The sequence below is a fragment of the Kribbella sp. NPDC048915 genome (assembly GCF_040649595.1).
Lineage (GTDB): Bacteria > Actinomycetota > Actinomycetes > Propionibacteriales > Kribbellaceae > Kribbella.
The window spans coordinates 1-24,960 of the sequence record NZ_JBEZFT010000038.1; the positions used below are offsets into that span (position 1 = coordinate 1).

At 69.3% G+C, this 24,960-nt stretch carries 20 protein-coding genes; 5 read left to right on the forward strand and 15 right to left on the reverse strand.

All coding sequences use genetic code 11. The annotated features are described in order from the left end of the window. The first annotated feature begins 147 nt into the window (after positions 1 to 147). A complete protein-coding gene (lexA, locus tag AB0B82_RS20090; RefSeq protein ID WP_360170284.1) occupies positions 148 to 990 on the forward strand; it encodes a transcriptional repressor LexA in 843 nt (280 codons plus the stop codon). A 48-nt stretch (positions 991 to 1,038) separates the two neighbouring features. Next, positions 1,039 to 1,548: a glutathione peroxidase gene (locus tag AB0B82_RS20095; protein WP_360170287.1), complete on the forward strand. Its 510-nt coding sequence runs from the start codon at positions 1,039 to 1,041 to the stop codon at positions 1,546 to 1,548. 1,067 nt (positions 1,549 to 2,615) lie between these two features. Here the strand turns inward: AB0B82_RS20095 and ligD are convergent. The 5 genes from ligD to AB0B82_RS20120 all read right to left on the reverse strand — a co-directional run bounded on the left by ligD (position 2,616) and on the right by AB0B82_RS20120 (position 10,008). Continuing rightward, a complete protein-coding gene (gene ligD, locus AB0B82_RS20100) occupies positions 2,616 to 3,593 on the reverse strand; it encodes a non-homologous end-joining DNA ligase (protein WP_360170290.1) in 978 nt (325 codons plus the stop codon). Positions 3,594 to 3,606: 13 nt separating this feature from the next. Continuing rightward, the gene (locus AB0B82_RS20105) at positions 3,607 to 5,604 is read right to left on the reverse strand and encodes an ATP-dependent DNA helicase (protein ID WP_360170293.1); all 1,998 of its coding nucleotides are present in this window, start codon (positions 5,602 to 5,604) and stop codon (positions 3,607 to 3,609) included. A gap of 181 nt (positions 5,605 to 5,785) precedes the next feature. Further along, a complete protein-coding gene (secD, locus tag AB0B82_RS20110) occupies positions 5,786 to 8,089 on the reverse strand; it encodes a protein translocase subunit SecD (protein WP_360170296.1) in 2,304 nt (767 codons plus the stop codon). 144 nt (positions 8,090 to 8,233) lie between these two features. Further along, positions 8,234 to 8,884: a response regulator transcription factor gene (locus tag AB0B82_RS20115; RefSeq protein WP_360170299.1), complete on the reverse strand. Its 651-nt coding sequence runs from the start codon at positions 8,882 to 8,884 to the stop codon at positions 8,234 to 8,236. After that, a complete protein-coding gene (locus tag AB0B82_RS20120) occupies positions 8,881 to 10,008 on the reverse strand; it encodes a DUF5931 domain-containing protein (RefSeq protein ID WP_360170302.1) in 1,128 nt (375 codons plus the stop codon). Before AB0B82_RS20120 ends, AB0B82_RS20115 begins: the two co-directional genes overlap by 4 nt. Positions 10,009 to 10,196: 188 nt before the next feature. Here AB0B82_RS20120 and AB0B82_RS20125 point away from each other — a divergent pair, with 188 nt between their 5' ends. Next, a complete protein-coding gene (locus tag AB0B82_RS20125; RefSeq protein ID WP_360170305.1) occupies positions 10,197 to 12,578 on the forward strand; it encodes an immune inhibitor A domain-containing protein in 2,382 nt (793 codons plus the stop codon). 78 nt (positions 12,579 to 12,656) lie between these two features. On the opposite strand, the gene hflX is transcribed toward AB0B82_RS20125, so the two are convergent. Both hflX and dapF read right to left on the reverse strand, forming a co-directional pair. Further along, the gene (gene hflX / locus AB0B82_RS20130) at positions 12,657 to 14,096 is read right to left on the reverse strand and encodes a GTPase HflX (protein WP_360170308.1); all 1,440 of its coding nucleotides are present in this window, start codon (positions 14,094 to 14,096) and stop codon (positions 12,657 to 12,659) included. Positions 14,097 to 14,296: 200 nt separating this feature from the next. After that, positions 14,297 to 15,142 carry a diaminopimelate epimerase gene (gene dapF / locus AB0B82_RS20135; protein ID WP_360170311.1) on the reverse strand — a complete coding sequence of 282 codons (846 nt, stop codon included), beginning with the start codon at positions 15,140 to 15,142 and terminating at the stop codon, positions 14,297 to 14,299. 140 nt (positions 15,143 to 15,282) lie between these two features. Between dapF and AB0B82_RS20140 the strand changes: the two genes are divergently transcribed. Then, the gene (locus tag AB0B82_RS20140) at positions 15,283 to 15,540 is read left to right on the forward strand and encodes a hypothetical protein (RefSeq protein ID WP_360170314.1); all 258 of its coding nucleotides are present in this window, start codon (positions 15,283 to 15,285) and stop codon (positions 15,538 to 15,540) included. Here the strand turns inward: AB0B82_RS20140 and AB0B82_RS20145 are convergent. Genes AB0B82_RS20145 through AB0B82_RS20160 form a run of 4 tightly spaced genes read right to left on the reverse strand, consistent with a single transcriptional unit; the run spans position 15,527 to position 19,484 of the window. Further along, complete coding sequence (locus tag AB0B82_RS20145) at positions 15,527 to 17,062, reverse strand: amidohydrolase family protein (protein WP_360170455.1); 1,536 nt, start codon at positions 17,060 to 17,062, stop codon at positions 15,527 to 15,529. The two genes, AB0B82_RS20140 and AB0B82_RS20145, sit on opposite strands and share 14 nt — an antisense overlap. Positions 17,063 to 17,067: 5 nt before the next feature. Then, positions 17,068 to 18,189, reverse strand: a complete 1,122-nt coding sequence (menC, locus tag AB0B82_RS20150; RefSeq protein ID WP_360170317.1) for an o-succinylbenzoate synthase — start codon at positions 18,187 to 18,189, stop codon at positions 17,068 to 17,070. Then, positions 18,179 to 18,823 carry an SIS domain-containing protein gene (locus AB0B82_RS20155; protein WP_360170320.1) on the reverse strand — a complete coding sequence of 215 codons (645 nt, stop codon included), beginning with the start codon at positions 18,821 to 18,823 and terminating at the stop codon, positions 18,179 to 18,181. Before AB0B82_RS20155 ends, menC begins: the two co-directional genes overlap by 11 nt. Further along, positions 18,816 to 19,484, reverse strand: a complete 669-nt coding sequence (locus tag AB0B82_RS20160; RefSeq protein WP_360170323.1) for a GNAT family N-acetyltransferase — start codon at positions 19,482 to 19,484, stop codon at positions 18,816 to 18,818. Before AB0B82_RS20160 ends, AB0B82_RS20155 begins: the two co-directional genes overlap by 8 nt. 69 nt (positions 19,485 to 19,553) lie before the next feature. Here AB0B82_RS20160 and AB0B82_RS20165 point away from each other — a divergent pair, with 69 nt between their 5' ends. Beyond that, on the forward strand, positions 19,554 to 20,645 hold the full coding sequence (locus tag AB0B82_RS20165) for a M20/M25/M40 family metallo-hydrolase (RefSeq protein WP_360170326.1): 1,092 nt from the start codon (positions 19,554 to 19,556) through the stop codon (positions 20,643 to 20,645). Here AB0B82_RS20165 and ggt read toward each other — a convergent pair. From ggt to miaA, 4 genes are all read right to left on the reverse strand, one after another. Further along, on the reverse strand, positions 20,632 to 22,467 hold the full coding sequence (ggt, locus tag AB0B82_RS20170; protein WP_360170329.1) for a gamma-glutamyltransferase: 1,836 nt from the start codon (positions 22,465 to 22,467) through the stop codon (positions 20,632 to 20,634). The genes AB0B82_RS20165 and ggt overlap by 14 nt on opposite strands. A gap of 127 nt (positions 22,468 to 22,594) precedes the next feature. Then, positions 22,595 to 23,278, reverse strand: coding sequence for a hypothetical protein (locus AB0B82_RS20175; RefSeq protein ID WP_360170332.1), 684 nt, complete (start codon positions 23,276 to 23,278; stop codon positions 22,595 to 22,597). Positions 23,279 to 23,318: 40 nt separating this feature from the next. Then, complete coding sequence (locus AB0B82_RS20180) at positions 23,319 to 23,822, reverse strand: SigE family RNA polymerase sigma factor (protein ID WP_360170335.1); 504 nt, start codon at positions 23,820 to 23,822, stop codon at positions 23,319 to 23,321. Further along, a complete protein-coding gene (gene miaA / locus AB0B82_RS20185) occupies positions 23,809 to 24,798 on the reverse strand; it encodes a tRNA (adenosine(37)-N6)-dimethylallyltransferase MiaA (protein WP_360170338.1) in 990 nt (329 codons plus the stop codon). The genes AB0B82_RS20180 and miaA overlap by 14 nt, the downstream gene beginning before the upstream one ends. Positions 24,799 to 24,960: the final 162 nt, after the last annotated feature.

Sequence of the window (24,960 nt, forward strand, 5' to 3'; positions counted from 1 at the left end):
TTATAACCCGACACCCGAACAAAGGTGCGAACCGACACGCCTTCGAACAGATGTTTGAAGAATCTCAGGATTCGGTCTACGGTCGTGTCAGTCGAGCAAGCTTCGGCCGGTGCGTGATCGCCGGCCCGATCCGAGGAGCAACCAGCGATGGCCAGGACGCCGAGCGGTTCCAGCAAGGACGACCGGGGCGGGGTGGGGCCGCAGGCACGCGAGCGCGGCGCGGACAAGCCGGCCGCTGCGGCGAGCGCTGCGGGTAAGGCGAGCGGTGCGGCGGAGCGGACCGTCGCCGAGCTGCCCGACGGACCGGCCGACGCCACCGGACTGACGCCGCGCCAGCGGCGCGTGCTGGACGTCATCCGCGATTCGGTCGACAGCCGCGGCTACCCGCCGTCGATGCGCGAGATCGGCGAGCGGGTCGGCCTGACCAGCTCGTCGTCGGTGTCACACCAACTCCGCGTCCTCGAGCAGAAAGGCCTGCTCCGCCGCGACCCGAACCGGCCGCGCGCGATCGAGGTCCGCTACCCGGGCGAGGTCGACGCCGCGGCCCGCCGTTCGACCGTCGCGCCGGTGCGCCAGACGTCGTACGACGAGACCGGTGCCGGCGACGCGCACCCGGACGCGGCGTACGTGCCGGTCGTCGGCCGGATCGCCGCCGGTGGCCCGATCCTCGCCGAGCAGGAGATCGAGGAGGTTTTCCCGCTGCCGAAGGCGATGGTCGGCGAGGGCACGCTGTTCATGCTGCGGGTCAAGGGTGAGTCGATGATCGAGGCCGCGATCTGCGACGGCGACTGGGTCGTCGTCCGCCAGCAGCCGACCGCGGAGAACGGCGACATCGTGGCCGCGATGATCGACGGCGAGGCCACCGTGAAGACGTTCAAGAAGACCAAGACCGAGATTCTGCTGCTACCACACAACCCGGCATTCGAGCCGATCGACGGCAAGGACGCGATCATTCTCGGAAAGGTCGTAACAGTTCTGCGGCGAGTCTGACATATCGGACGGCGCGCGAACTCCCGCGCGCCGTGTCAGCATTGAGTCATGACGACTGTCTATGACTTCAGCGCGCGGCGGATCGAAGGCAATGAACAGTCTCTTGCCGATTTCCGCGACCAGGTGCTGCTGGTGGTGAATACTGCCTCGCAGTGTGCCCAGACTCCGCAGTACACGGGCCTGCAGAGGCTGTACAAGAAGTACCGCCGGCAGGGCTTCTCGGTGCTCGGCTTCCCCTGCGACCAGTTCGGCCACCAGGAGCCCGGTGACGATTACGAGATCGCGAACTTCTGCTCGACGATCTACCACGTAACCTTCCCGATGTTCGCCAAGATCGACGTCAACGGGTCGCACACGCTCCCGCTGTACAACTGGCTGAAACGCGAACAGGGTGGTTTGCTCGGCGGCCGGATCAAGTGGAACTTCACCAAGTTCCTGATCGGCCGGGACGGGCAGGTGCTCTCGCGTTACGCGCCGACGCACGCACCGGATAAACTCGCCGACAAGATCGAGGCCGCACTCGCAGTCCCGGCACCGTCGCGGGAAACGAACGACTGAATTCCGAAATACCTGCGACAACTGAACACCAATTGTCGCAGCGCCACACGACATTCACCGCATTTCGAACAATTCAGTCGTCCAGCATGTCGTGTTCCGCGCACGCCCCCACGAGTCAGTGAGCCCCATTCACTAACCCCTTCCAGGCGCTCACTTCCCTGCACAGTCACGCCCCCGAGGCCGGGCATCCCCCGCCGCCACACCTCCATGCGCCTCCGCGCCTCCGCGTGCCTCCGCGCCTCCATGCGCCTCCGAGTGCCTCCGCGTGCGTGCCTCCATGTGCCTCCGCGCCTCCGCGTGCCTCCGCGCCTCCATGCGCCTCCGCGCCTCCGCGTGCCTCCGCGCCTCCATGCGCCTCCGCGCCTCCGCGTGCCTCCATGTGCCTCCGCATGCCCACGTGTGCCTCCGCCGTACACCGGTCCGCTACCTGCGTTCGCAGCCGCCCCGACACCCCCTGGTCTTCGGGGCGGCCCGCAGGGTCCAGGGTGCGAATCCGGATCTCCAGGTATGCAGAACCTGGCGAACTGCGGCGTGTCGGCCGTCAGAACGCGGGTTCTGCATACCTGGAGATCCGCGGCCCCGCACACCACCTCCGGGCACCACCATCGCCGCCCGCCACCCGCACCGCTACACGCCAGGTCCCTCGCTCGCGTCAGTCGCCACGCCCATCGCCACGTCCATCGCCAGGTATCGGCCCTCGAACCTCACTTTGTGCACCAGATCCGTACGGAAACCGAGGAAAAGTACGGATCTGGTGCACAAAGTCGCTCAATCAACCCGCCGAGACGTAGGCCGATGCCCTTGGCCGGCGCGTCTACGGGCACCCTTGGCCGGCGCGTCTGACGGACACCCCCGCCCGGCACGTCTGACGGACACCCCCGCCCGGCACGTCTGACGGACACCCCCGCCCGGCACGTCTGACGGACACCCCCGCCCGGCACGTCTGACGGGCGTCCTTGGCTGGCGCTGCCTGGCGCACTCCACCGAGGCGTCTGCCTGGCGGTGCTGGTCGGCGCCTTGGTTCGCGCCCCGGCGGCGTCTGCGTAGTCGGTGCACCTGTGGGGTGCTCAGTCGCGGTCTACGCGGACCGATTGGGGGTCTATGTCCAGGCGGAGGCCGCGCCAGACGGGGTGGCGGAGGCGGCTGTCGGCGGCCCAGCCGGAGTAGGTGACCTCGGCTACCAGGACGGGGTCGAGCCAGTGCGCCCGGCGGCGGTCGGTGCTGGGGATGCCGGTGGGGTCGAAGGCCGGGTGGTCGATCTCGAGGTCGCGGAGTTCGGCGCTGAGCAGGTCCAGGGTGGCGAAGTCGAGGCCGGAGCCGACCTTGCCGATCAGGACGAGTTCGCCGTTGTCGTCGTACGCGCCGCAGTAGAACGAGCCGATGCGGCCTTCGCGGTTGCCCTCCCCCGGGTGCCAGCCGCAGAGGATCACATCCCGGGTCTTGACGGGTTTGACCTTGATCCAGTCCGCGCTGCGCCGGCCGGGGAGGTACCGGGACTTGCGGCGTTTCGCGACCACGCCCTCGAGGCCCTGCTCGGCCGACTGGTTCAGCGCGACCTCGCCGTCGGTGAGGGCGGGCGGTACCTCCCAGAACGGGTCGCCGATGTCCAGTGAGTCCAGCAGACCGCGGCGGTCGTCGTACGTTGCGTCCAGCAACCATTCGCCGTCGAAGCGGAGTACGTCGAACACGCGCACCGAGACCGGGACCTCGATGATCAGGTGGCGGAGCTGTCGCGGGTCGCGGACGTGCATCCGCCGCTGCAGCAGGCCGAACGACGGGGCGCCGTTTTCGTCCAGGGTGACGATCTCGCCGTCCAGTACGGCGGGGAGGCGCAGACCGGGTGCTTCCGCGAGGCCGATGAGTTCGGGGTAGCCGCCGGACACGTCGTGGCTGTTGCGCGACCACAGCCGGCAGACACCGTCGTCGACCTCGGCGATGACGCGGATACCGTCCCACTTCAGCTCGTACGACCACCCGGCGCCCGACGGCATCTTCCCCGCCACTGCCAGCATCGGCAGCACCGGGGGTCCGCTCGCAGCGCTCATCTCCGCTCCCGCCTCAGGTGGTCTGCAACCGTTTCAGGGCGCCGAGGACCTTCTCACGGTCGGCGGTGGGCCACATCGGCGGCAGGGAGGCGCGCAGGAAGGCGCCGTACCGTTGGGTGACGATACGCGGGTCGAGGATCGCGACCACGCCCTTGTCGGAGCTGCGACGGATCAGGCGACCGGTGCCCTGCGCGAGCAGCAGCCCCGCGTGCGTCGCAGCCACCGCCATGAAGCCGTTGCCGCCGGCCTCGTCGACCGCGCGCTGACGGGCGGCCATCAACGGCTCGTCGGGTCGCGGGAACGGAATCCGGTCGATGATCACCAGGTTGCAGGTCGAGCCCGGTACGTCGATCCCCTGCCACAGCGACAGCGTGCCGAACAACGAGGTCTCCGGATCCTCGACGAACTCGCGGGACAACTCGCCCAGCTGGGCGTCGCCCTGGCAGAGCACCTTCAGGTCCGTCGCATCGCGAACCGCCGCGGTCGCCGCCTCCGCCGCGCGGCGCGACGAGAACAGGCCGAGTGTGCGCCCGCCCGCCGCGGTGATCAGGTCGATGATCTCCTCGAACTGCTTCTTGCCCAGTCCGTCGCGGTGCGGCGGCGGGAGATGCTTGGCGACGTACAGGATCGCCTGCTTCTCGTACTCGAACGGGGAGCCGACATCGAGACCGCGCCACGGCAGCGGGCCGGTCTCCGACGAGTCGTCGAGGTCGGGCATCTCCTCGTCGTCATCGAGCTTGTCGGCGGGCCGCAGGCCGACCTGACGGGCGATCGCGTCGAAGTCGCCGCCGAGCGTGAGGGTCGCCGAGGTGAGAATCGCCGTCCGGTCGCGGAGCACCAGCTCGCGCAGCAACCCGGCGACGGTGAGCGGGGCGATCCGCAACTCGCGGCCGAACCGGTCGCGGTCGATCATCCACACCACGTCGGCGTCGCTCAGCGCGGCGACCCGCTCGGCGACGTCGAAGATCTCCTTGACCGCGCCCTTGGACTGCCGCTTGGCGCCGTCCGGGTCGTCGTCCTTGTCGTCGGACTTCTTGTTCAGGTCGGAGTACAGGGCGCGGGCGGCGTCGCGGACGAGCGCGGCCGCCTCCAGGACCGGGGCGTTGGACGGCTCGATCCGGCCCTCGCGCGTACCGTCCAGGGCGGCCCGCAGTGCGTCGGAGGCATCGATGAGGTCGTCGGCCTTGTCGTCGTCGACGAACCGGCGGGCCCGCTTCGCGGCGCGCTCGACCATCTGCGGCGACAGCTCGTCACCCGCCGCGCCGGTGACCCGGGCGGGCAGCTCGTGTGCCTCGTCGACCACGATCACGTCGTGCTCGGGCAGGACGGTGCGGTTCTCGAAGGCGTCGATCGAGAGCAGCGCGTGATTGGTGATGACGATGTCGGCCTTGCGCGCCTCCTCTTTCGCCTTCTCCGCGAAGCACTCCTCGCCGTACGGGCATTTCTGCGCGCCGAGGCACTCGCGCGCGGCGATCGAGACCTGCTGCCACGCCTGGTACTGGTGGGAGGGCGCGTGGTCGCGGTCGCCGGCCTCGCCGTCGGCGAGCTGCTGCTCGGCCCAGTCGCGGAGCTCGACGACCTGGCGGCCGACCTCGCCCGCGGGCGGCACGTCGACGAGCATGCCGTCGTCGTCGGGCGCGCCTTCGCGGATCCGGTGCAGGCAGGCGTAGTTGTTGCGGCCCTTCTGGATCGCGTACTTCGGCCGGCGCGGCAGGAGCTTCTCGGTCGCGTCGAGCAACGCCGGGACGTCGCGGTCGACGAGCTGCGCCTGGAGCGCCAGCGTCGCGGTCGAGACGACCACGCGCCGGTCCTCGATCGCGTGCAGCAGCGCGGGCACCAAGTACCCGAGGGACTTACCGGTGCCGGTGCCGGCCTGGACGAGGAGGTGCGACCCCTCGTGCATCGAGGTGTCGACGGCTTCCGCCATCCGCACCTGCCCCGGCCGGGTCTGACCGGCGATCCCGGACACGGCAGCTTCCAGCAGTTCCCGAACGTCTACACCCACCGCCACACCCTAGCCCGCCGAGCGGACAGATTTCCGGTCCGGCAGGCGCCCTGTGGACAACCTGCCGGACCAGATCATCGCGCGACAAACCCGCCGGCCGGACCACAGCGCCGTACGACGGTGCGCCCGGACCACAGCGCCGTACGACGGTGCGCCTAGAAGATGGTGCGCCTAGAAGATGGTGCGCCTAGACGACGGCGCCGCGGTCCGGCTGGGCGTCGCGGTCCACCTGGGCGCGCTTGGGGCGCGGCGGCGGCGCCGGGTAGCGACGCTCGAGCTCGAGCAGCAGCGGAGCGGCGGTCAGGTTCGACGAGTAGGTACCGACGATGATGCCGAGCAGCAGCGCGAGCGCGAAGTCGGCCAGCGAGTCACCGCCGAGGAAGAGCAGCGCCGTCAGGATGAACAGCGTCGAGATACCCGTGTTGATGGTTCGCGGCAGCACGTTCACGATCGCGGTGTCGATGACCGGCCCGAGGTTGTCCGTCGCCCGCGCGCTCCGGGTCTCGCGGATCCGGTCGAAGACGACCACCGAGTCGTTCACGGTGTAGCCGATGATGGTCAGCATCGCGGCCAGGAAGATGCCGTCGATGGGCTTCCCGGTCCACGCGAAGACGCCGATCACCACCGCGACGTTCTGCAGGAGGGCCAGTACAGCACCGGCGCCGAACGTCCATCGGAAGCGCGCCGCCAGGTACAGCAGCTGGGCGAGCAGGGCGATGCCGAGCGCGATCAGGCCCTTGTTCCGCAGCTCTTCACCGAGCGACGGGCCGATGCTCTCGTTGCGGACCATCTCCGCGGAACCGCCGCCGATCCGGGACAGCGATTCCTTGATCTTCTCGGCCTCGTCGTCGCTGATCGTGCCGGTCCGGACCGTGATGTCGTCGGTGCCGGAGGCCTGCACGATCGCGGTCGGGTACCCCGCTTCGGCGACGGCCGCGCGCGCTTGGTCCGGCGTGATGCGCTGCGCCGTACTGACCTCGATCAGCCGGCCGCCGGTGAACTCGATGCCGAGGTTCAGACCCCGGATCGCGACACCGGCGACGCTCACGATGATCGCGACGGCGGTGATCACCAGCCAGCGGCGGCTGTGCTTCATCAGCGACGGGCTGCGGGCCTCCAGCCAGGTCCGCACCCGGCCGTGGCCGGCGATACCGCTGATGGCCGGCCGGCGCAGGACGAAGCCGCGCGACACGGCGAACTCGGCCAGGACGCGGGTGACCACGAGCGCCGACAGCATCGACGCGATGACACCGATCGACAGCGTGACGCCGAAGCCGCGGACCGGGCCGGCCGCCAGGAAGAACAGCAGCGCAGCAGCCAGCAGCGTGGTGATGTTGGAGTCGGCGATCGCGGACAGCGCGTTCTGGAAGCCGCTGCGCAGCGAGCGCCGCAGGCCGTCGGTGCGGCCGGCTATGTAGTCCTCACGGGCACGTTCGAAGACCAGGACGTTCGCGTCGACCGCCATCCCGATCGCGAGCACGAAACCGGCCAGGCCAGGCAGGGTCAGGGTCGCGCCGATGACGGTCAGCGCGGCGTACGACATCGCGGCGTACCCGAGCAGGCCGAGCACTGCCATCAAACCGACCAGGCGGTAGACGATGACGATGAACAGCGCGGTCAGCGCCAGACCGATGATCGCGGCCAGCGCGCTGGCCTCGATCGCGTCCTGACCGAGCGACGGGCCGACGGTGCGCTGGTCGATCACCTCGACCGGCAGCGGCAGCGCACCACCGGAGATCAGCGCGGCCAGGTCTTTCGCCTCCTGCTCGGTGAACGAGCCGGAGATCGTCGTGGTGCCACCGCCGATGCCGACGTTGCAGAGCTGGTTGCCGCCGTTCGGGTCGACCTGCGGGGCGCTGATCACCTGGTTGTCGAGGACGATCGCGATCATCCGCTGCGGCGTGTTCACCGGCTGGCAGGCGGCCTTGCCGGTGATGTTCGCCCAGATCTTGCCGCCGTCGCCCTTGAAGTTCATCTCGACGAACCAGCCCTGCGCGACCTGCTGCGGGTCGAGCAGGCCCTCGGCGCCGCTGACCAGCTCACCGGTCATCGCCGGCTTGGCGAGCCGGAGGAGGCCCTGACCGCCCTCGGCCGGCAGATAGGTCTCCCCCGCGGCCGGTTTGGCCGGCTTTTCGGCGACCTGGTCGAGCACCTCGTGGAAGGTGAGCTGCGCGGTCTTGCCGATCACCTTCGCGGCCTCACGCGGGTCCTGCACGCCGGGCAGTTCGACGATGATCCGGTCCTCACCCTGGCGGGTCACGTTCGGCTCGCTGACTCCGAGGGCGTCGATGCGCCGGTGCAGGACCTGGGTGGCCTTGTCGGTGTTCTCCCGGTTCGCCTTGACCGTCGGCGAGTCCTTGGCCTCCAGGACGATCTGCGTCCCGCCGCGCAGGTCGAGTCCGAGTTGCGGTTTGGCGGTCAGCGTGACGTACGTCGACGCCGCCAGGACCAGCAACGCGAGAAGTGCGCGGACAAGGGTCGACCGGTTCACCGAGGCCTCCGGGGCTGGGCACCCGCTGTACGGGTGTCGTGACAGAGAGCATCCACACGGTTGTGGAACGCATAGTGTACGAACGTCATTCAATCCACACCACGCACAACCACACAAGCGACCACGTCGCGCCCGCCCGGGTCGTTATCCAGTGGTGTCAGGAGTGGTGTCGAGGCCGTTCTCAATCGCGTAGCGGACCAGTTCCGCGCGGTTGTGGAGCTGGAGCTTGCGCAGCGTGTTCTGCACGTGGTTCTCCACTGTCCGGTGCGACAGGACCAGGCGCGTGGCGATCTGCTTCGCGGTCAGCCCGCGGGCGACCAGACGCAGCACTTCGGTCTCGCGGTCGGTGAGCCGCGGTACCTCGGGACCGGTGCGGTCCAGGCGGCGGTACTCCCCCAGCAGGAGGCCGGCCAGGCCCGCGCTGAACACCGCATCGCCCTCGGCGGTCCGGCGTACCGCGTCGTCGAACTCGTCCAGCGACGCGGACTTCACCAAGTACCCGGACGCGCCGTTCTTGATGGCTGCAAGTACGTCGTCCTGCTCGGCGCTGGCCGACAGCACCAGGACGCGGGTGTCCGGGAGCGCGGCGGTGATCTCGCGCGTCGCGTCGACACCGGAACCGTCGCCGAGTTGCAGATCCATAACGACGACGTCCGGGCGGGTCGCCAGCGCGATCTTCACCGCGCTCGCGACGTCCGCGGCGGTCGCGCAGACGTCGTACCCGCGGCTGCCCAGGTCCCGCGCGACGCCTTCGCGCCACATCGGGTGGTCGTCGACGATCATCACGCTGGTCATGCGGTCACCACTTTCAGCTCCCATTCGGTTCCTTCGCCCGGCGCGGTCCGCACGCTGACGGTACCGCCGAGGTCGGCGATCCGGCCGCGAATCGACTGGCTGACGCCGAGGTGTCCTTCGGTGGTGGCCTGATCGAGGCGGGTCGGCGTCGTACCGACACCGTCGTCGCGGACCGAGACCACCACCTCGGTGTCCAGGTCCTCGACCACGACCCAGGCGCGGGCATCGGGTCCGGCGTGCTTGGACACGTTGCTCAGGGCCTCTTTCACCGCGGCGACCAGTTCGGCGGCGGTCTGGGCAGGCAGGAGCACCTGCCCGGCCGGTACGACGACATCCACCTTGGTGGTGGCCAGTGGCAACAACAATCCACACAAGTCGACGCGATCGCCGTCCGCGACGGTGGGACGCGTGGACATCAAGGAGCGCAGGGCAACTTCCTGTTCGGCGGCCATCCGCGCCAGTTCGACCGCCTCACCGCCGATCGCCGTACCGCGCCGCTGCACCTGCGCCAGCACTTGCAGTACGCCGTCGTGGATCGAGCGACTGAGCCGCAGCCGCTCGGCGGTCGCGCTCTCCGCCGCGATCGCCTCCCGCAGCCGCCGGCCCGCCTGGCGCATCGTGGTCGCGGCGTACCCGACGACCAGACCGGCGACCAGCAGGAGCTGTACGTTGCTGAGGATCTTGGCGGCGTTGTCGACGCCGCGCAGCGAGAGCAACGCCAGGCTGATCGTCGCCGCGCCGAGCAGACCGCCGTCCCGGCCGCGGGAGATCGCCAGCGCGAGCACCGGCCCGGCCGCCCACACGGACGTCAGCACAGACGCCCCGGAGCGGATGTCGAGCAGCGGCTGCGCCCACAAGGTCGCATACATGCAGCCCACCGTGACGGCCAGGTCGACGAACGCGAGCCGCGTGTTGCGGCGCCCCCACCGGCGGCTGTAGCCGATCGACGAGATCAGCGTCCAGACCCCCATCACGGCCATCTGCAGCACCGCGCCCGACGGCCGCACGATGCCGTCCCAGCGGGTCCAGACGCCGAAACAGGCGAAAGCCCAGGTCAGCACCCGAAAGACGACCAGCGCTCGCCACAGCGGCTGCAGCAGGTCGACGGTCTCGCGCTCCTCCACGCGGACAGTCTGCCAAGCCGACAGGCCGGAGAACGTGAGCGTTATTACTTATGTCCGCAGGTTTCCCCGCTCGTTCCCAGGTTTTTCTCAGGTTCCACTTCAGCTCGGCGGTATTTCGACGTACTGTCCCCCGCACACGCTCGGGGGAGCACCAGACACACTGCGTCATCGGACAACGGAGGGGAATCGTGCGCAAGTTACCCGCCGGGCTGTTCAGCCTGGCCTTGGCGGCCACGACCGGGCTCGGCATCGCCGCAGCGTCGGCCGGCAACGCCGCCGCACCGTCCAAGCAAGGGTCGGCGCCGATCGCCAGTGAGGCCGCACCAGCTCCGGACGAGCTGTCGAGCCCGCTCGAGGACAAGCGCCGGGAGCTGCGGCAGGAGGCGCTGACCAAGGTGCTGAACGGCCAGGCCAAGCCCGAGCAGCGCAACGGCAGTACGGTCGTGAACCTCGGCAAGAAGGGGCCCGCCGGCAAGAACGCGAAGGCGGGCAAGGCCAAGGGCAAGGTCGACCAGTACGTCGAGCTGTCCCGGGAGAAGACCGACCGCATCTTCGTCGTACTCGCGGAGTTCGGCAACGAGCGGCACCCGAGCTACCCGGACCAGGACACCTCGCCGAACTTCCCCGGCCCGGCCCGGTTCGACGGCCCGCTGCACAACGAGATCCCGGAGCCGGACCGCTCGGTGGACAACTCCACCGTCTGGCAGGCCGACTACAACCAGCAGCACTTCCAGGACATGTACTTCGGCGACGGCAACTCGCTGAAGAAGTACTACGAGAAGCAGTCCTCGGGCCGGTACAGCGTCGACGGTGAGGTCACCGACTGGGTCAAGGTCCGTTACAACGAGGCGCGCTACGGCCGCTCGAACGGCTTCCCGTGCGCCGGCAACGTCTGCAGCAACACCTGGAACCTGATCCAGGACTCGGTGAACCAGTGGGTCGTGGACCAGAAGGCCAAGGGCCGCACCACCGCCGAGATCACTGCGGATCTGAAGTCGTTCGACCAGTGGGACCGCTACGACTTCGACGGCGACGGCAACTTCAACGAGCCGGACGGCTACATCGACCACTTCCAGATCGTGCACTCCGGCGGCGACCAGGCCGACGGTGACCCGTGGCAGGGCGAGGACGCGATCTGGTCGCACCGCTGGTACGCCGGTTTCCCGGGCGGCCCGGCGAACAACCCGAACGGCGGCGCGCAGATCGGTGACACCGGCCTGTACGTCGGCGACTACACCATCCAGCCGGAGAACGGCGGCCTCAGCGTCTTCGCGCACGAGTACGCCCACGACCTCGGTCTGCCGGACGAGTACGACACCTCCGGCGCGGCGGTCGAGAACGGCGTCAACTGGTGGACGCTGATGGCGCAGAGCCGGGTCGGCAAGCCGTCCGACGGCGGCATCGGTGAGCAGGCGGCCGACCTCGGCGCCTGGGACAAGCTGCAGCTGGGCTGGCTGGACTACGAGATCGTCGCGGCCGGCCAGAACCGGACCGTCGAGCTCGGTCCGCACGAGTACAACTCGAAGAAGGCCCAGAGTCTGGTGGTGACGCTGCCGAAGAAGGAGGTCACCCGGAACCTGGTGCCGCCGGCCGCCGGGAGCAAGTCCTGGTGGAGCGGTCAGGGCAACTCGTTCTCGCACACGATGAGCCGCCAGGTCACACTGCCGGCCGGTCAGCCCGCCAGCCTCACGTTCCAGGCGAACTGGGACATCGAGGACTGCGGTCCGGACGCCTGTGACTACGCGTTCGTCGACGTCAACGACGGCACCGGTGCGAAGCCGATCAAGGGCAACATCACCCACGACGACGAGGGCAACGCGATCGACGGCCAGAGCAACGGCTGGGTGCAGGCGACGTTCGACCTGTCGGCCTACGCCGGCAAGACGATCACGCTGCAGTTCCGCTACGACACCGACCCGGCGGTCGGCGGGCTCGGGTTCTTCGCCGACGACATCAAGGTGACGTCGGGCTCGACCACGGTGCTCGAGTCGGGCGCGGAGGCCTCGCCGGAGGGCTGGACGCTGAACGGGTTCAGCTCGGTCGGCGCGACGATGACGACGCTGCACGACAACTACTACCTGGCGTCGAACATCAACTACGTCTCCTACGACAAGCACCTGCAGACCGGCCCGTACAACTTCGGCTGGACCGGCACGCTGCCGGACAAGGTGGAGCACTTCCCGTACCAGGACGGCCTGCTGATCTGGTACTGGGACACCTCGCAGGACAACAACAACACCAACCAGCACCCGGGTGAGGGCCTGATCCTGCCGATCGACTCGCACCCGACGCCGATCAACCGGCTGGACGGCCAGCTGTGGCGTCCGCGGGTGGCCGGCTACGACGCGCCGTTCGGTCTGGAGAAGGCGGACTCGTTCACCCTGCACATCAATGGGCAGGCGAGCTACATCCGCGGCCAGAACGCCGTCCAGACCTTCAACGACAGCAAGTCCTACTGGTCCGCGGACCAGCCGACGAGCAGCGTCAAGGTCCCGAACAACGGCGTCAACATCAAGGTCGTCTCGAAGAACGGCACCTCGATGAAGGTCCAGGTCAGCAAGCGCAAGTAGTTCGCGCGCAGGCGACATGAATCAGCCCCCGGAGTCCACGGACTCCGGGGGCTGTTCCGTTGCGCTGATGCCGTGGGCTCAGGCGGTTGCGTACGGCGTGAGTTCGCCGGCCAGGGCGGGGTGTACCCGGCCGGTGATGTGGGTGCCGTCGGCGGTGTGTTCGAGTTGGGCGACCGCACCCTCGGAGTGGATGCGGGAGACCAGGTCGCCGCGGTCGTACGGAAGCAGGACGTCGACCTCGAGGTGCGGCTGCGGGAGCGCGCCCTCGATCAGCTCGCGGAGCTTGTCGATGCCTTCGCCGGTGCGCGCGGACACGACGATCGCGTTCGGCTCGCGGTGCAGGATCGGCGCCAGCGTGAGCGGGTCGGCGGCGTCGGCCTTGTTGATCACCACGATCTCCGGTACGTCGGAGGCGTCGATCTCGGCCAGCACCTCACGAACCGCCTGGATCTGTGCGACCGGATCGGGGTGCGAACCGTCGACCACGTGCAGCAGCAGATCCGCGTCGGCAACCTCCTCCAGCGTCGAGCGGAACGCCTCGACGATGTCGTGCGGCAGGTGCCTGACGAACCCGACCGTGTCGGTCAGCGTGTAGACGCGGCCGTCCGAGGTCGTGGTCCGCCGGGTGGTCGGGTCCAGGGTCGCGAACAGCGCGTCCTCGACCAGCACTCCGGCGTGCGTGATCCGGTTCAGCAGCGAGGACTTGCCGGCGTTGGTGTACCCCGCGATCGCGACCGAGGGGACCAGGTTCCGGCGACGCTCCTGGCGCATCGTCGAGCGGGTGCTCTTCATGTCCTTGAGCATCCGGCGCAGCTTGCTGATCTTGGTGTTGATCCGGCGCCGGTCGGTCTCGATCTTGGTCTCACCGGGACCACGACCACCGATACCGCCACCGGCCGCGCCGACCCGGCCACCGGCCTGGCGGGACAGATTGCCACCCCAACCACGCAGCCGCTGCTTCATGTACTGCAGCTGGGCCAGCTCGACCTGGGCCTTGCCTTCCTTGCTCTTCGCATGCTGCGCGAAGATGTCCAGGATCAGCGCGGTCCGGTCGACCACCTTGACCTTGAGCTTGTCCTCCAGGTTGCGCAGCTGCGCAGGGGCCAGCTCGCCGTCGGCGATCACGGTGTCCGCGCCGTGCGAGGCCACCAGGTCCCGCAGGTCGGCGACCTTTCCGGAGCCGATGAACGTCGCCGGGTCCGGCTTCTTCCGGCGCTGGATCACGCCGTCGAGTACCTCGGAGCCGGCGGTCTCGGCGAGCAACTTCAGCTCGGTGAGTGAGTTTTCCGCGTCCTCGGCGGTGCCTTCGGTCCAGACACCGACCAGCAGCACCCGCTCGAGGCGCAGCTTGCGGTACTCGACCTCGCTGATGTCGGTGAGCTCGGTCGACATCCCGACGACGCGGCGCAGCGCCTGGCGCTCCTCGAGATCGAGCCCCTCGGTGCTCAGATCGTCGCCGTACTCGCCGTGACGGTCGTCTTGAGCGTCGTAGCCGTCGTCGTCTGCATGGTGACCCATGAACGAAGCGCCGGAGTCATCGCCCTGAGTCAGGTCGGTTTCGACTGTGTCCAACTCCCCCGCCCCACCACCCCGGGCGTTGGAGGTCTCGTAAGCATGTGAATGGGTCGTCATATACCTTCCATGGTGGCACGGGCCTCCAGTACAGGCGACCCGTTTACCCGGAGTCAACAACCCACGCAGGACCAGGATTCCCCAGCTCAGTCTGTGGGCAGCCAAGCGCGGTCGAACTCGCCGCGCGCGTGCAGCACCGCGGGCCCGGTCAGCTCGAGGTGGTTGTCGACACGCCACGTGACCGACACCTCACCGCCTGGTACGCCGACGCGGTACGTCACCGGCCGCTCGTCGCGCGCCGCCCGCGCGGCCGCCACGGTCACCGCACAGGTGCCCGTCCCGCACGAGCGGGTTTCCCCCGCGCCACGCTCGTGCACCCGCATCTGGACGTCGTACGGACCACGCCGTACGACGAACTCGACGTTCACGCCGTCCGGGAAGGACTCCGCGGGCGACCAGGTGGGCTGGTCACAGAGGTTGCCCGGCTCGGCCAGGTCGTCCACGAACGCGACCGCGTGCGGGTTGCCCATGTCGACGTGCAGCGCGGGCCATTGGTGACCGTTGGCCTCCACCACGATCCCGGCCGCCTCGGGGAGGACCGGTTCGCCCATGTCCACGGTGAGCGTGCCGTCGTCGTTCTGCGCAACCGTCTTGACGCCGGCGCGGGTGCCGATGCGGACCGGTTTGCCGTCGATCAGGCCGGCGTCGGCGAGGTATTTCACGAAGACCCGGACACCGTTGCCGCACATCTCCGCGATCGAGCCGTCGGCGTTGCGGTAGTCCATGAACCATTCGCCGCCGTCCTCGACGTACGACTGCTGATCGCCCTGGATCACCCGGAGCACACCGTCGGCGCCGAGGCCCGCGTGCCGGTCGCAGAGGAACCGCACCAGCGACGCGTCGAGGTCGCCGTGCACGGAACCGTCCGGGTCGGGCAGGATCACGAAGTCGTTCTCCGTCCCGTGCCCCTTCAGCCAGGGAAACGTACTCATGGGCCAAGCCTACGGGGGCGGACCTGCACCACTCACCAACCGGCCGTCGGCCGGGCTGCGCACGCTCACACACACGGCGGCCGCGCGATGCGTGCCCGGTTGGTGAGTGGTGCAGGTCCGGTCCGCCGTACGGTGGTGGCGTGATCGCGTACTTCTGGGAGCAGGACGATGCCGAGGCCGTCGCCGCGGAGCTCGGCGGGGAGGTACGGCGCGAGCGGTTCCACGGTGAGGACGACGACGAGGACCACCCGTGGATCGTCGTTCTGGCCGAGGTCGACGAGGTGCGGCTGGACGAACTCCTGGACACCTACGACGGCTGGCTGGAAACGCCCGCGGACGAGACGCCTGCCGCTCCCCCGCCGTTGCCGGCCGAACCGCGGCGCTTCAAGACCCGATGACCCGCCCGGCGCGGCGGCCGGTCGGCACCCCGTCGGCAAGCGCAACCTGCCCGGCGACGAGGACGTGGGAGACACCCACGGACAGCTGCCAGGGATCGTCGTACGTTGACTTATCCGCGACTCGGGATGGGTCGAGGACGACGAGGTCGGCGATCGCACCCGGCGTGATCACGCCGCGGTCGGACCAGCCGAGGCGCGCGGCGGGGAGCGACGTCATCCGGCGGATCGCGTCGGCGAGACCGAGTACGCCGCGATCGCGAGCGTAGTGCCCGAGGACACGCGGGAACGTACCGAAGTTCCGCGGATGCGGATGACCGTCGCCCGCCGCGTCCATGATCCAGCCGTCGCTCGCGACCGCCGTGCGCGGATGCTGGAGGACCGTTGTCACGTCGGCCTCGCTCATCGCGTGGTTGACGACGCTGACCGAGGCCTGATGCGACTCCAGGATGCGGAGCACGATTTCCGCGGCGTCGACGTCGTCGCGCCGGGCGATCTCGGACAGGCTGAGACCGCGGCAGTCCTCGTACCGGCCGGGTGGCAGCGACGCGATCACGACCGAGTCCGGTGAAAGCAGCGCGTCGGACCGAAGCGCCGACGCGATGCGGGCGCGCTCCGACGGATCGGCCAGGCGATCGAGCAACCGGCCGTCCGCGAGTGCCCACGTCGGCAGTCTGGTGGTGAGCGTCGTACTGGTCGCGGTGTACGGGTAGGCGTCCCACCCGAGGTCTAAGTCGTCGATCCCGTCGAGGTGTTCGAGGGCGGTGGTGACGAGACCGTAGTTGCCCTTGCCAACGGCCTTGAGATGCGAGATCTCGAGCTGCGCACCGCCGGCCCGGGCTGCGGCAATCGCTTCGTCCAGGGCGCCGATCAGCCCGGCGCCCTCGTTGCGGATGTGGGTCGAATAGAGCAGACCGCATTCGGCCGCCGTGCTCACCAGGGCCGCCACCTCCTCCGATGACGCATAGGCGCCAGGCGCGTAGATCAGTCCCGTCGAGAAACCGACAGCCCCTTGGTCGGCCGCCGCTCGCAGCAAGTCCTGCATCGTCCGGAGCTCGTCCGGGGTGGGTCGTCGTTCGGCGCTGCCCATCGCGGCGATCCGCAGGGTGCAGTGACCGACCTGCAGCGCGAGGTTGACGGCCGGTTCGACCGTTGCTGCGAAGCCGCTGAGGTCGTTCCAGGACCAGTCGAGATGCCGGCCGAGGAACGCCGTACCGTCGCGCAACGTCTGCGCATTCCTCACCGGGAACGGCGACCAGCCGCAGTTGCCCGCGACCAGCGTGGTGACGCCCTGGGTGAGCTGCGATTCGGCGGCGGGGCTGGCGCCGAGGCTGAAGTCGGCGTGCGAGTGCAGGTCGATGAAGCCCGGCGCGATGACGTTGCCGGTGGCATCGATGACCTCGGCGTCCGCGACCGGCTCGCCAGGACGCAGAACGGCCGCGATGCGCTCCCCTTCGACGACCACGTTCCCCGGGGCGAGCTCGGCGCCGTCCGCGATCAGGCCGCCGGTCAGTGCTACCCGCATCGCCGTCACGGCCCGATCGTCAGGTGCTCGACGGTGTTCGCCGTGATCAGGTCGCGATCCACGGCATGTCCGAGACCGGTTGCCTCCGGCACCTGTACGACGCCGCGCACCGCTGTCACGGCGGGTACGACGAGATCGCGGGCGTAGTACTTCTCCGAAGCGGACACGTCGGACGGCAACGTGAACCCGGGCAGACTCGACAACGCGACATTCGCGAGCCGCCCGATGCCGAACTCGTGCATGCCACCGCACCAGACCGGGACGCCCGCGTCCTGCGCCCGATCGTGCGCCGCACGGGCCGCGGTCAGGCCGCCCATCCGGGACACCTTGATGTTCAGGATCCGGATCGCCTGCAGCGCGAGCGCCGTCTCCAGGTCCTCGACGGTCTCCACGCTCTCGTCGAGGCACACCGGCGTACCGATCGTACGCTGCAGCTCGGCGTGGGTGAGCAGGTCTCGCGGCGCGAACGGCTGCTCGATCATCGTCAGACCGAACTCGTCGAGCTTGCGCAGGTGGTCGAGATCTCCCGCGGTGTAGATCCCGTTCGCGTCCACGTGCAGGTCGAGGTCGGGGTACGCCGCACGCACCGCACGCACCGGCTCCACGTCCCACTCCGGCGCGATCTTCAGCTTCACCCGCGGGTACCCGGCGTCGACCTGTTGCTGCACCTGCGCGAGCAGATCGTCGACGGTGGGCTCGATCCCCAAAGACACGCCCGCGATCACCTCGGCGCGGGTCCCGCCCAGGGCTGCAGCCAACGGTTGGGCATTGACCGACGACCACAGCACCCAGGCCGCCATGTCCACGCCGGCCTTGGCGAATTGGTTGCCGCGCACCTTCGACCACCGGCCGCTCAGCTCAGCAGGGCGCGACCAGGGTTGGTTCACGACGGCGGGCAGCAAGTACTTCGAGGCGATGTGCCAGCACGTCTCGACGGTCTCCGGCGCGTAGTACGGATCCGACGACGAGGCGATCTCGCCCCACCCGACCGCGCCGGACGCGTCCTCGAGCTCGACCAGGACGTGATCGAGGAACGCCTTACGGTGCGAGCTGGTCTGGAACGCGTGCACCAACGGCATCCGCACCCGATGCAGCCGGGCGGCGACGATCTTCAGTTCAGTTGACATACAGGCCCAACTCCGTGTTCAACCGGTCCCGCTCCATCAGGCGCCGCCGCGCACCCTTCGAGCTCGCGGTGGTCAGCGTCGCGAGCACGTGCAGCACCGAGGCGACGACGGTCGGCGAGTCGACGTACGACGCACTCCCGGTCGCGACGTAGATGCACTGGTCGGCGATCTTGGCCAGCGGCGCGTCCTCGAAATCGGTGACCGCGACGAGCTCACCGCCGGCGTCGACGAACCGGCGGGCGATCTCGACGGTGTCGCGCCGGTACCGCCGGAACGAGAACGCGACCATCAGATCGTTGGCCCGGACGTCGGACAGTACGTCGACGCCGCGCACGACCGTGCCGTCGATCAACGTCACCTGTGAAAGCCCTACACCAAGGTCGAACGCCAGCAACGACGCGTACGAGAACGACTTCGCCGACCCGATGATGAACCGTCGGCGGGCGGCGACGATCCGGGCCGCGGCCTGCGCGATCGAGGAATCGGTGAGGATCTGGTCGAGCGCCGCGTCGATCGTGGCCCGCTCCTGCTCGACCACGCGGCGCTGCAGCATCGCGGACGATCGGCGTTGCAACCGGGCGTCGTAGCGCGCCTGCGGGCTGGCGAGCTCCCGGTTGATCGAATCCTCAGACATCGTCGGCCGCCGCGAAGTAGTAGGCGCCATCGCCGTCCGGGAGCCGCCGGCACGAGACAGCGACCAGGCCCTTCCCGAGCAGCTCCTCGAACGACCGCCGCAGCTCGGCCGCGTCCGAGGGTACGACGAGTTGCGTCAGCGCGGCGTCGTCCGGAACGGACGGCTGCTCCCGGGTCAGGTCCCACTCGACGACGACGCGATCGGTGCCCGGACCGTACATGTCGGGGGCGAACCAGCGGCCGCGCGCGCCCAGGACGTCGAGGTTGAAGTGCGCGTTGCGGAGCTGCGCCGGGTCGTAGGTCCAGCGCATCCGGGACATACCGTGGCTGAGGGCAACTTCCTTCTGGGCGTGCTTGAGCATCCGCCCGAGACCGTGTCCCTGGTGCTCGGTGGCCACCACGGCGGACTGCGAGTAGTGGTAGAAGCCGCGCCGATCGGTGCCGCAGAAGCCGTACGCGAACGCCACCAGCCGGTCGTGCTCGTCGAGGATGCCGACCACCGAGCCGCCGTTGCTCGCCAGCGCCCCGAGCAGTCGCGGATTCAGCCCGTACGCCGGGTCGCGGTACCCGAAGACCTCCCGGTACAGCGCCGACGCCTCGGCGAACCTCGACGCCGTGGTGAGCGACACCGGCCGGAAGCCCACCTCAGAGATACGATTCATATCTCGATGCTATCCCCGATCTGATGACGCTGACGAATCGATGATCGGATGATGATACGTTGACTATCTATGAGCATCGAGCGACTTCGGGAGTACGTCGGCGCCGAGACCCCGACCGGTGACGCGGTCGCGTTGAACGCGTTCGCCGACCGGCTGTCGATCAAGTACGCCGAACTCGGCGGCACCGTCCGCAGAGTGCCGGCGCCGACCGGCGACCACCTGGTGGCCGACTTCCCTGGCCGCGGCGCGCGAGCCGACGACGCACCCCTGCTCTTCCTCGCGCACCACGACACCGTCTGGCCGATCGGCCAACTCAGGGGCGCGATGCCGTGGCGGGAGGAAGGCGGGATCATCCACGGTCCGGGCGTGTTCGACATGAAAGGCGGGCTCGTCGTCCTGGAGACCGCGCTCGAGCAGGTCGCCGACCGCGATCACCGGCCGCTGCGGGTCGTGGTTGTCGCGGACGAGGAGATCGGTTCACCGTCGGCGCGCGACCTGGTGACGGCCGAGGCGGCCGGGGCGTACGCCGCCTTCGGCTTCGAGCCGCCGCACCCGAACGGCAACCTGAAGACCTCCCGCTGGGGCAGCACGCGGGTCCGGATCGAGGTCACCGGTCGCGAGGCCCATGCGGCGCTCGACCCCGCGGGCGGCGTCTCGGCGATCGACGAGCTCGTCGACCAGTTGCTCGTCGTCCGGCAGATCGTCGCCGCGCACGACCACGTGCTGTGCAACGTTGGCACGGTGACAGGCGGCGGCCGCACGAACGTCGTACCGGGATCAGCAGCGGCCGAGATCGGCTTTCGTTTTGTCGATCCGAAGACCGAGGAGGCCGTGCTGGCGGCCGTGACCGCGCTGGAGCCGGTGCGCAAAGCGCAGCTGGCGGTGCGGGTGCTGTCGAACCGCCCGGCCTGGCAACCGTCGCCGGCGACGGAAGAGCTGCTGGCGAAGGTGATCGAGGCCGGAAGGTCCGTGGGTCAGCAGGTCGGCGGTGCGGCCGCGACCGGCGCGGCCGACACCAACCTGACCGGATGGTTGGGCGTTCCCACGCTGGACGGCCTGGGCCCCCTCGGCAAGGGAGCCCACGCCGTCCACGAGCAGATCGTCGCGGCGACCTTGGCCGAACGCGCCGACCTGGTCGCCGCCGTCATCACCGCACTCTGAACGGCGAGGCCGTCCCGGCTGCGCCACCACCGCGTCGCGTCGGTTCCGCCGCGGCGAGAATCGCCCCGCCCGGCAGAAATTCGAGCGCCGCGACCGCACCGATCTCGGCCGCCGACGTACCGGGCGCGCCGGCCGGCGTGAACGTATGACCGTACGGCGTCAGCGCCGCGCCGTACCGGTCGATGAACGCCTGCTCCGCGGTCACCGACGCAGTGTTGCGCTGCGACGCCCGCGGGGCCGCGACCGCCTCCGGCAGCGTCATGCCGCGGTCGAGCCGGTTCGTCAGCGTCTGCAGGACGGTGGTGATGATCGTCGAGCCACCGGGCGATCCGAGCGCGAGGTACGGACGTCCGCCGCGCAGCACGATCGTCGGCGACATCGACGACCGCGGCCGCTTCCCGGCCTCGACCCGGTTCGGGTCCTTCGGGTCGGGTACGGCGGAGAAGTCGGTGAGCTCGTTGTTCAGGAGAAAACCACGGCCTGGCACCGTGATGCCGCTGCCGCCGGTCTGCTCGATCGTCAGCGTGTACGACACGACGTTGCCCCACTTGTCGGCCGCGACCATGTGCGTTGTCGACGGCCCCTCGGTGTCGACGCGCTGGTCGACCGCACTCCCCTTGCCGCAACGGGAGTAGTCGCCGTCGGGCGATCCGGCCGGCACCGGCTTGGTCGCCGCGTGCTGCGGGTCGATCAGGCAGGAACGCTCGGCCCCGAATCCCTTCGACAACAGCTCCTGCACCGGTACGTCGACGTACGCCGAATCGCCGACGTACGCACCGCGGTCCGCGAAGGCGAGCGCGGACGCCTCGAAGTACGTGTGCAGCGCCTGCGTCGCCGACATCCGCCGGATGTGCTGCGGCTGCAGGATGTTCAGCGCCTCGCCGACCGTCGTACCGCCCGAGGACGACGGCGGCATGCCGTAGACGTCGAGGCCGTCGTACCTGACCTTGGTGGGGGTACGGTCGATCGCCCGGTACGCCGCGAGGTCACTCGGCCGCAGGTACCCGGAGAAGAACGGCAGCGTCGCGTCCGCGGTCTTCGGCGGGTTCTGCGCGACCGCGGCCATCTCGCGCGCGAGCGGACCGCCGTAGAACACCGACGGACCCTGCCGGCCGATCAGCTTGTAGGTCGCCGCGAGCTCGGGGTTCTTGAACACCGTGCCGACCTGCGGCGCGTCGCCGTTCGGCAGGAACAGCTTCGCGGTCGGGACCACCTGCGCGAAACGGGTCTTGTTCTCCATGGTCTGCAGGCGGAACGTCGGGTCCACCACGAAACCGCGCTCGGCCAGGTCGGCGGCCGGCTTCAACGCCTTGCCGAGCGACAGCGATCCCCACTTCTTGAGGGCGCGGTCCCAGGTGGCAAGCGTTCCCGGTACGCCGATCGACACGCCGGACGTGACCAACTGCGCGAACGGATACGGCTGGCCCGTCGACGGATCGATGAAGGCGTTCGAGGGCATCGTCGCGGGTGCGGTCTCGCGGCCGTCGATCGTGAACACCTTGCGGGACTTGGCGTTGTAGTACACGAAGTACCCACCGCCGCCGATACCCGCCGAGTACGGCTCGGTCACGCCGAGCGCGGCGGCCGTGGCGACCGCGGCGTCGACGGCGTTGCCACCACGGCGCAGCACGTCGAGGCCGATGTTCGTCGCGTCGGCGTCGACCGACGACACGGCACCGCCGTACCCGACCGAGGTGGCCTGCTTCGGCGGGCTCGCCGTGGGCCGGGTGGTGGGCGCCTGTGGACCGGCGGTGGCCGTGGTTGCGGTGAAGGCGGTGAGGATCAAACTGCCTGCGGACAGGGATGCGACCAGCTTCTTCACGAAACTCCCCCACACGGATTCGGGGAACAGGGACAAGCCCTGCCTATCTCACGTGCGGACGGAGCGCCAGTCGTGACGCGCGGTTCGGACCCCTGCGCGCCGAGCTACTTGACGGGCTACTTGACGGCTACTTGACGGTGCAGGAGGCGAGGAAGCGGCGGACGACGTCGTCCGGCCATTCCTCGGTGCCGGTCGGCAGCTCGAGCAGGAGCCAGCGGCCGTCGAGCTCGACCTGCCCGGTCAGGCGGCCGTTCGCCGTTCCGATCTGGAAGGTCCGGCCGCTCGCCTCCGCGACCCGGACCTGGGAGAGCGTGCGGGCTTGTGGCGCAGGGTGCAGAACGACCTTCGCGGCACTGTCCGCGGTCCGCATCTCCGGCTTGGACAGTACGACGCGGCCGTCCGCGCCCGGGGTCTCGGCGCTGAAGCCCTTCGGTGCCAGCGTGCAGGCAATCCCGTCCCAGGGCTGCTTGTTCGCCACCAGCTCCACCACGGTGGCGCCGTACATCGAGAGCGTCTCCTGCTTCTGCGGGGTGGCGGACCGTGCGGGCGCCGAGGTCGCGGCCGACTGCTCCGATTCGACGGTGCCGCCGGCCACCTCGTCGCCGGTCCCCGGCCCCTTCACCTGGTTGCCGATCGCGAGCACGAGCGCCGACGCCGCGGCGACGCACAGCACCCCGGTGACCCGCCGCCGGCGCTTGATCCTGCGCAGGGCGAGGCGACCGCGGGTGATGTCCGCGTCGATGTCCGGTTCCGGCAGCGCTGCGGCGGCGCGATCCGCGAACCCCTCCAACAGCTTCTTGACCTCGTCCACTAGTTCATTGCCTCCCCGCCCCGCCGCCCCGGTCGGTCACTCAGCTACTCCCTGTCTCTTCCGTCATGAGTTCCTTCAGACGCTTGAGCGCCTTGGCAGTTTGACTCTTCACCGTGCCCTCGGTGCAGTCCAGGATCCGCGCACAGGTCGCGACATCGAGATCCTGGAAGTACCGCAGGACCAGGACCGCCCGCTGCCGCGGCGCGAGGTCCAGCAACGCGCCCCGGATCGCGAGGGTGTCGGCGTGATCCGGTTCGTCGGTGGATCGCGGCTCGATCGTCTCCGCGGTCATCACCTCCGGGTGCCGACCGGCACGGCGGCGCTCGTCCAGGAACGCGTTGACCAGGATGCGGTGCGCATACGGTCCGGCGCCCTCGTGCTTGATCCGGTGCCAGTGCACGTACACCCGCGTGCAGGCGGTCTGGACCAGATCCTCGGCGGTGTGCACGTCACCGGCGGTGAGCAGCAACGCCGTCCGCATCAGTCGCGCGCGGTCCGTGAGCAGGTACTCACGGAACTCGGCCTCACGGTCACCCCCTCGCATCGACGGCCCCAGTTTCGGTGCCCGGGCCGGTTGTCACCTCGACTACGCCGGCGGCGTCCGTGCGGTTGCCTTGGGCTATCACTTCGAGTGCCTGCTCCACCAAATCGGGGGCGTTGTACCGCAGCCAGGTGATCCGCGGGTCCCGGCGGAACCACGAGTCCTGTCGCCGCGCGAACCGCCGGGTCGCCTGGGCGGTCCGCTCCCGGGCCTCCTGCTCGTCGATCTCACCGTTCAGCAACGCGATCACCTGCGAATACCCGAGGGCGCGGTTGGCAGTCTTTCCCTCAATCAAACCCTTGTTCAGCAGACCTCGCACCTCGGCGACGAATCCGGCCTCGAACATCCGGTCCACCCGGCGGCCGATCCGCTCGTCGAGCACCGGCCGCGGTACGTCGAGACCGAGCTGCACCGCGCCTGCGTAGACGTAGCGGTGCTCCGGCAGCGTCGCGACGTACGGGCCGCCGGTGATCTCGATGACCTCGAGCGCGCGGACGATCCGCCGGCCGTTGCTCGGCAGGATCTGCTCCGCGGCCTGCGGGTCCTTCGCGGCCAGTACGGCGTGCAGCGCGCCGGAGCCTTTCGCCGCGAGCTCGGCCTCCAGCCGGGCCCGGACGTCCGGGTCGGTGCCCGGGAACACGAAGTCGTCGAGGATCGCGCGGACGTAGAGCGCCGACCCGCCGGCCAGCACCGGGACCTTGCCGCGGGCGATGCAGTCGTCGATCGCGGCGCGGGCCAGCTCCTGGAACTCGGCCACCGTCGCGGTCTCGGTGACATCGAGGATGTCCAGCAGATGATGCGGTACGCCGCCGCGCTCCGCCGTACTGACCTTCGCCGTGCCGATGTCCATCCCGCGGTACACCTGCATGGCGTCCGCGTTCACCACCTCGCCGTTCAGGCGCTGGGACAGCGCGACGGCCAGATCGGACTTGCCGGCGGCGGTGGGACCGACGACCGCGACGACGAGTGGAGCAGGCATCGGTCCAGTCTGGCAGTGCCCGAAGAGGCACCGAGTCACCACCCCGGCCAGGCGTCAGCACTCTGCGTTGCGCAGTGGGTTGCTCAAGACTTCGCCAAGAGCACGGAGCGTGTCTTGTGGATGACCCTGCACGGTCGATAGGAATGCAGGAGTTCGCATCAT

Bases quoted from the DNA above. Each gene is read 5' to 3' on its own strand.
- lexA (WP_360170284.1), top strand. From the start codon at position 148: ATGGCCAGGACGCCGAGCGGTTCCAGCAAGGACGACCGGGGCGGGGTG.
- AB0B82_RS20095 (WP_360170287.1), top strand. From the start codon at position 1,039: ATGACGACTGTCTATGACTTCAGCGCGCGGCGGATCGAAGGCAATGAA.
- ligD (WP_360170290.1), bottom strand. From the start codon at position 3,593: ATGAGCGCTGCGAGCGGACCCCCGGTGCTGCCGATGCTGGCAGTGGCG.
- AB0B82_RS20115 (WP_360170299.1), bottom strand. From the start codon at position 8,884: ATGACCAGCGTGATGATCGTCGACGACCACCCGATGTGGCGCGAAGGC.
- hflX (WP_360170308.1), bottom strand. From the start codon at position 14,096: ATGGGTCACCATGCAGACGACGACGGCTACGACGCTCAAGACGACCGT.
- dapF (WP_360170311.1), bottom strand. From the start codon at position 15,142: ATGAGTACGTTTCCCTGGCTGAAGGGGCACGGGACGGAGAACGACTTC.
- AB0B82_RS20145 (WP_360170455.1), bottom strand. From the start codon at position 17,062: ATGCGGGTAGCACTGACCGGCGGCCTGATCGCGGACGGCGCCGAGCTC.
- menC (WP_360170317.1), bottom strand. From the start codon at position 18,189: ATGTCAACTGAACTGAAGATCGTCGCCGCCCGGCTGCATCGGGTGCGG.
- AB0B82_RS20155 (WP_360170320.1), bottom strand. From the start codon at position 18,823: ATGTCTGAGGATTCGATCAACCGGGAGCTCGCCAGCCCGCAGGCGCGC.
- AB0B82_RS20160 (WP_360170323.1), bottom strand. From the start codon at position 19,484: ATGAATCGTATCTCTGAGGTGGGCTTCCGGCCGGTGTCGCTCACCACG.
- AB0B82_RS20165 (WP_360170326.1), top strand. From the start codon at position 19,554: ATGAGCATCGAGCGACTTCGGGAGTACGTCGGCGCCGAGACCCCGACC.
- AB0B82_RS20180 (WP_360170335.1), bottom strand. From the start codon at position 23,822: ATGCGAGGGGGTGACCGTGAGGCCGAGTTCCGTGAGTACCTGCTCACG.
- miaA (WP_360170338.1), bottom strand. From the start codon at position 24,798: ATGCCTGCTCCACTCGTCGTCGCGGTCGTCGGTCCCACCGCCGCCGGC.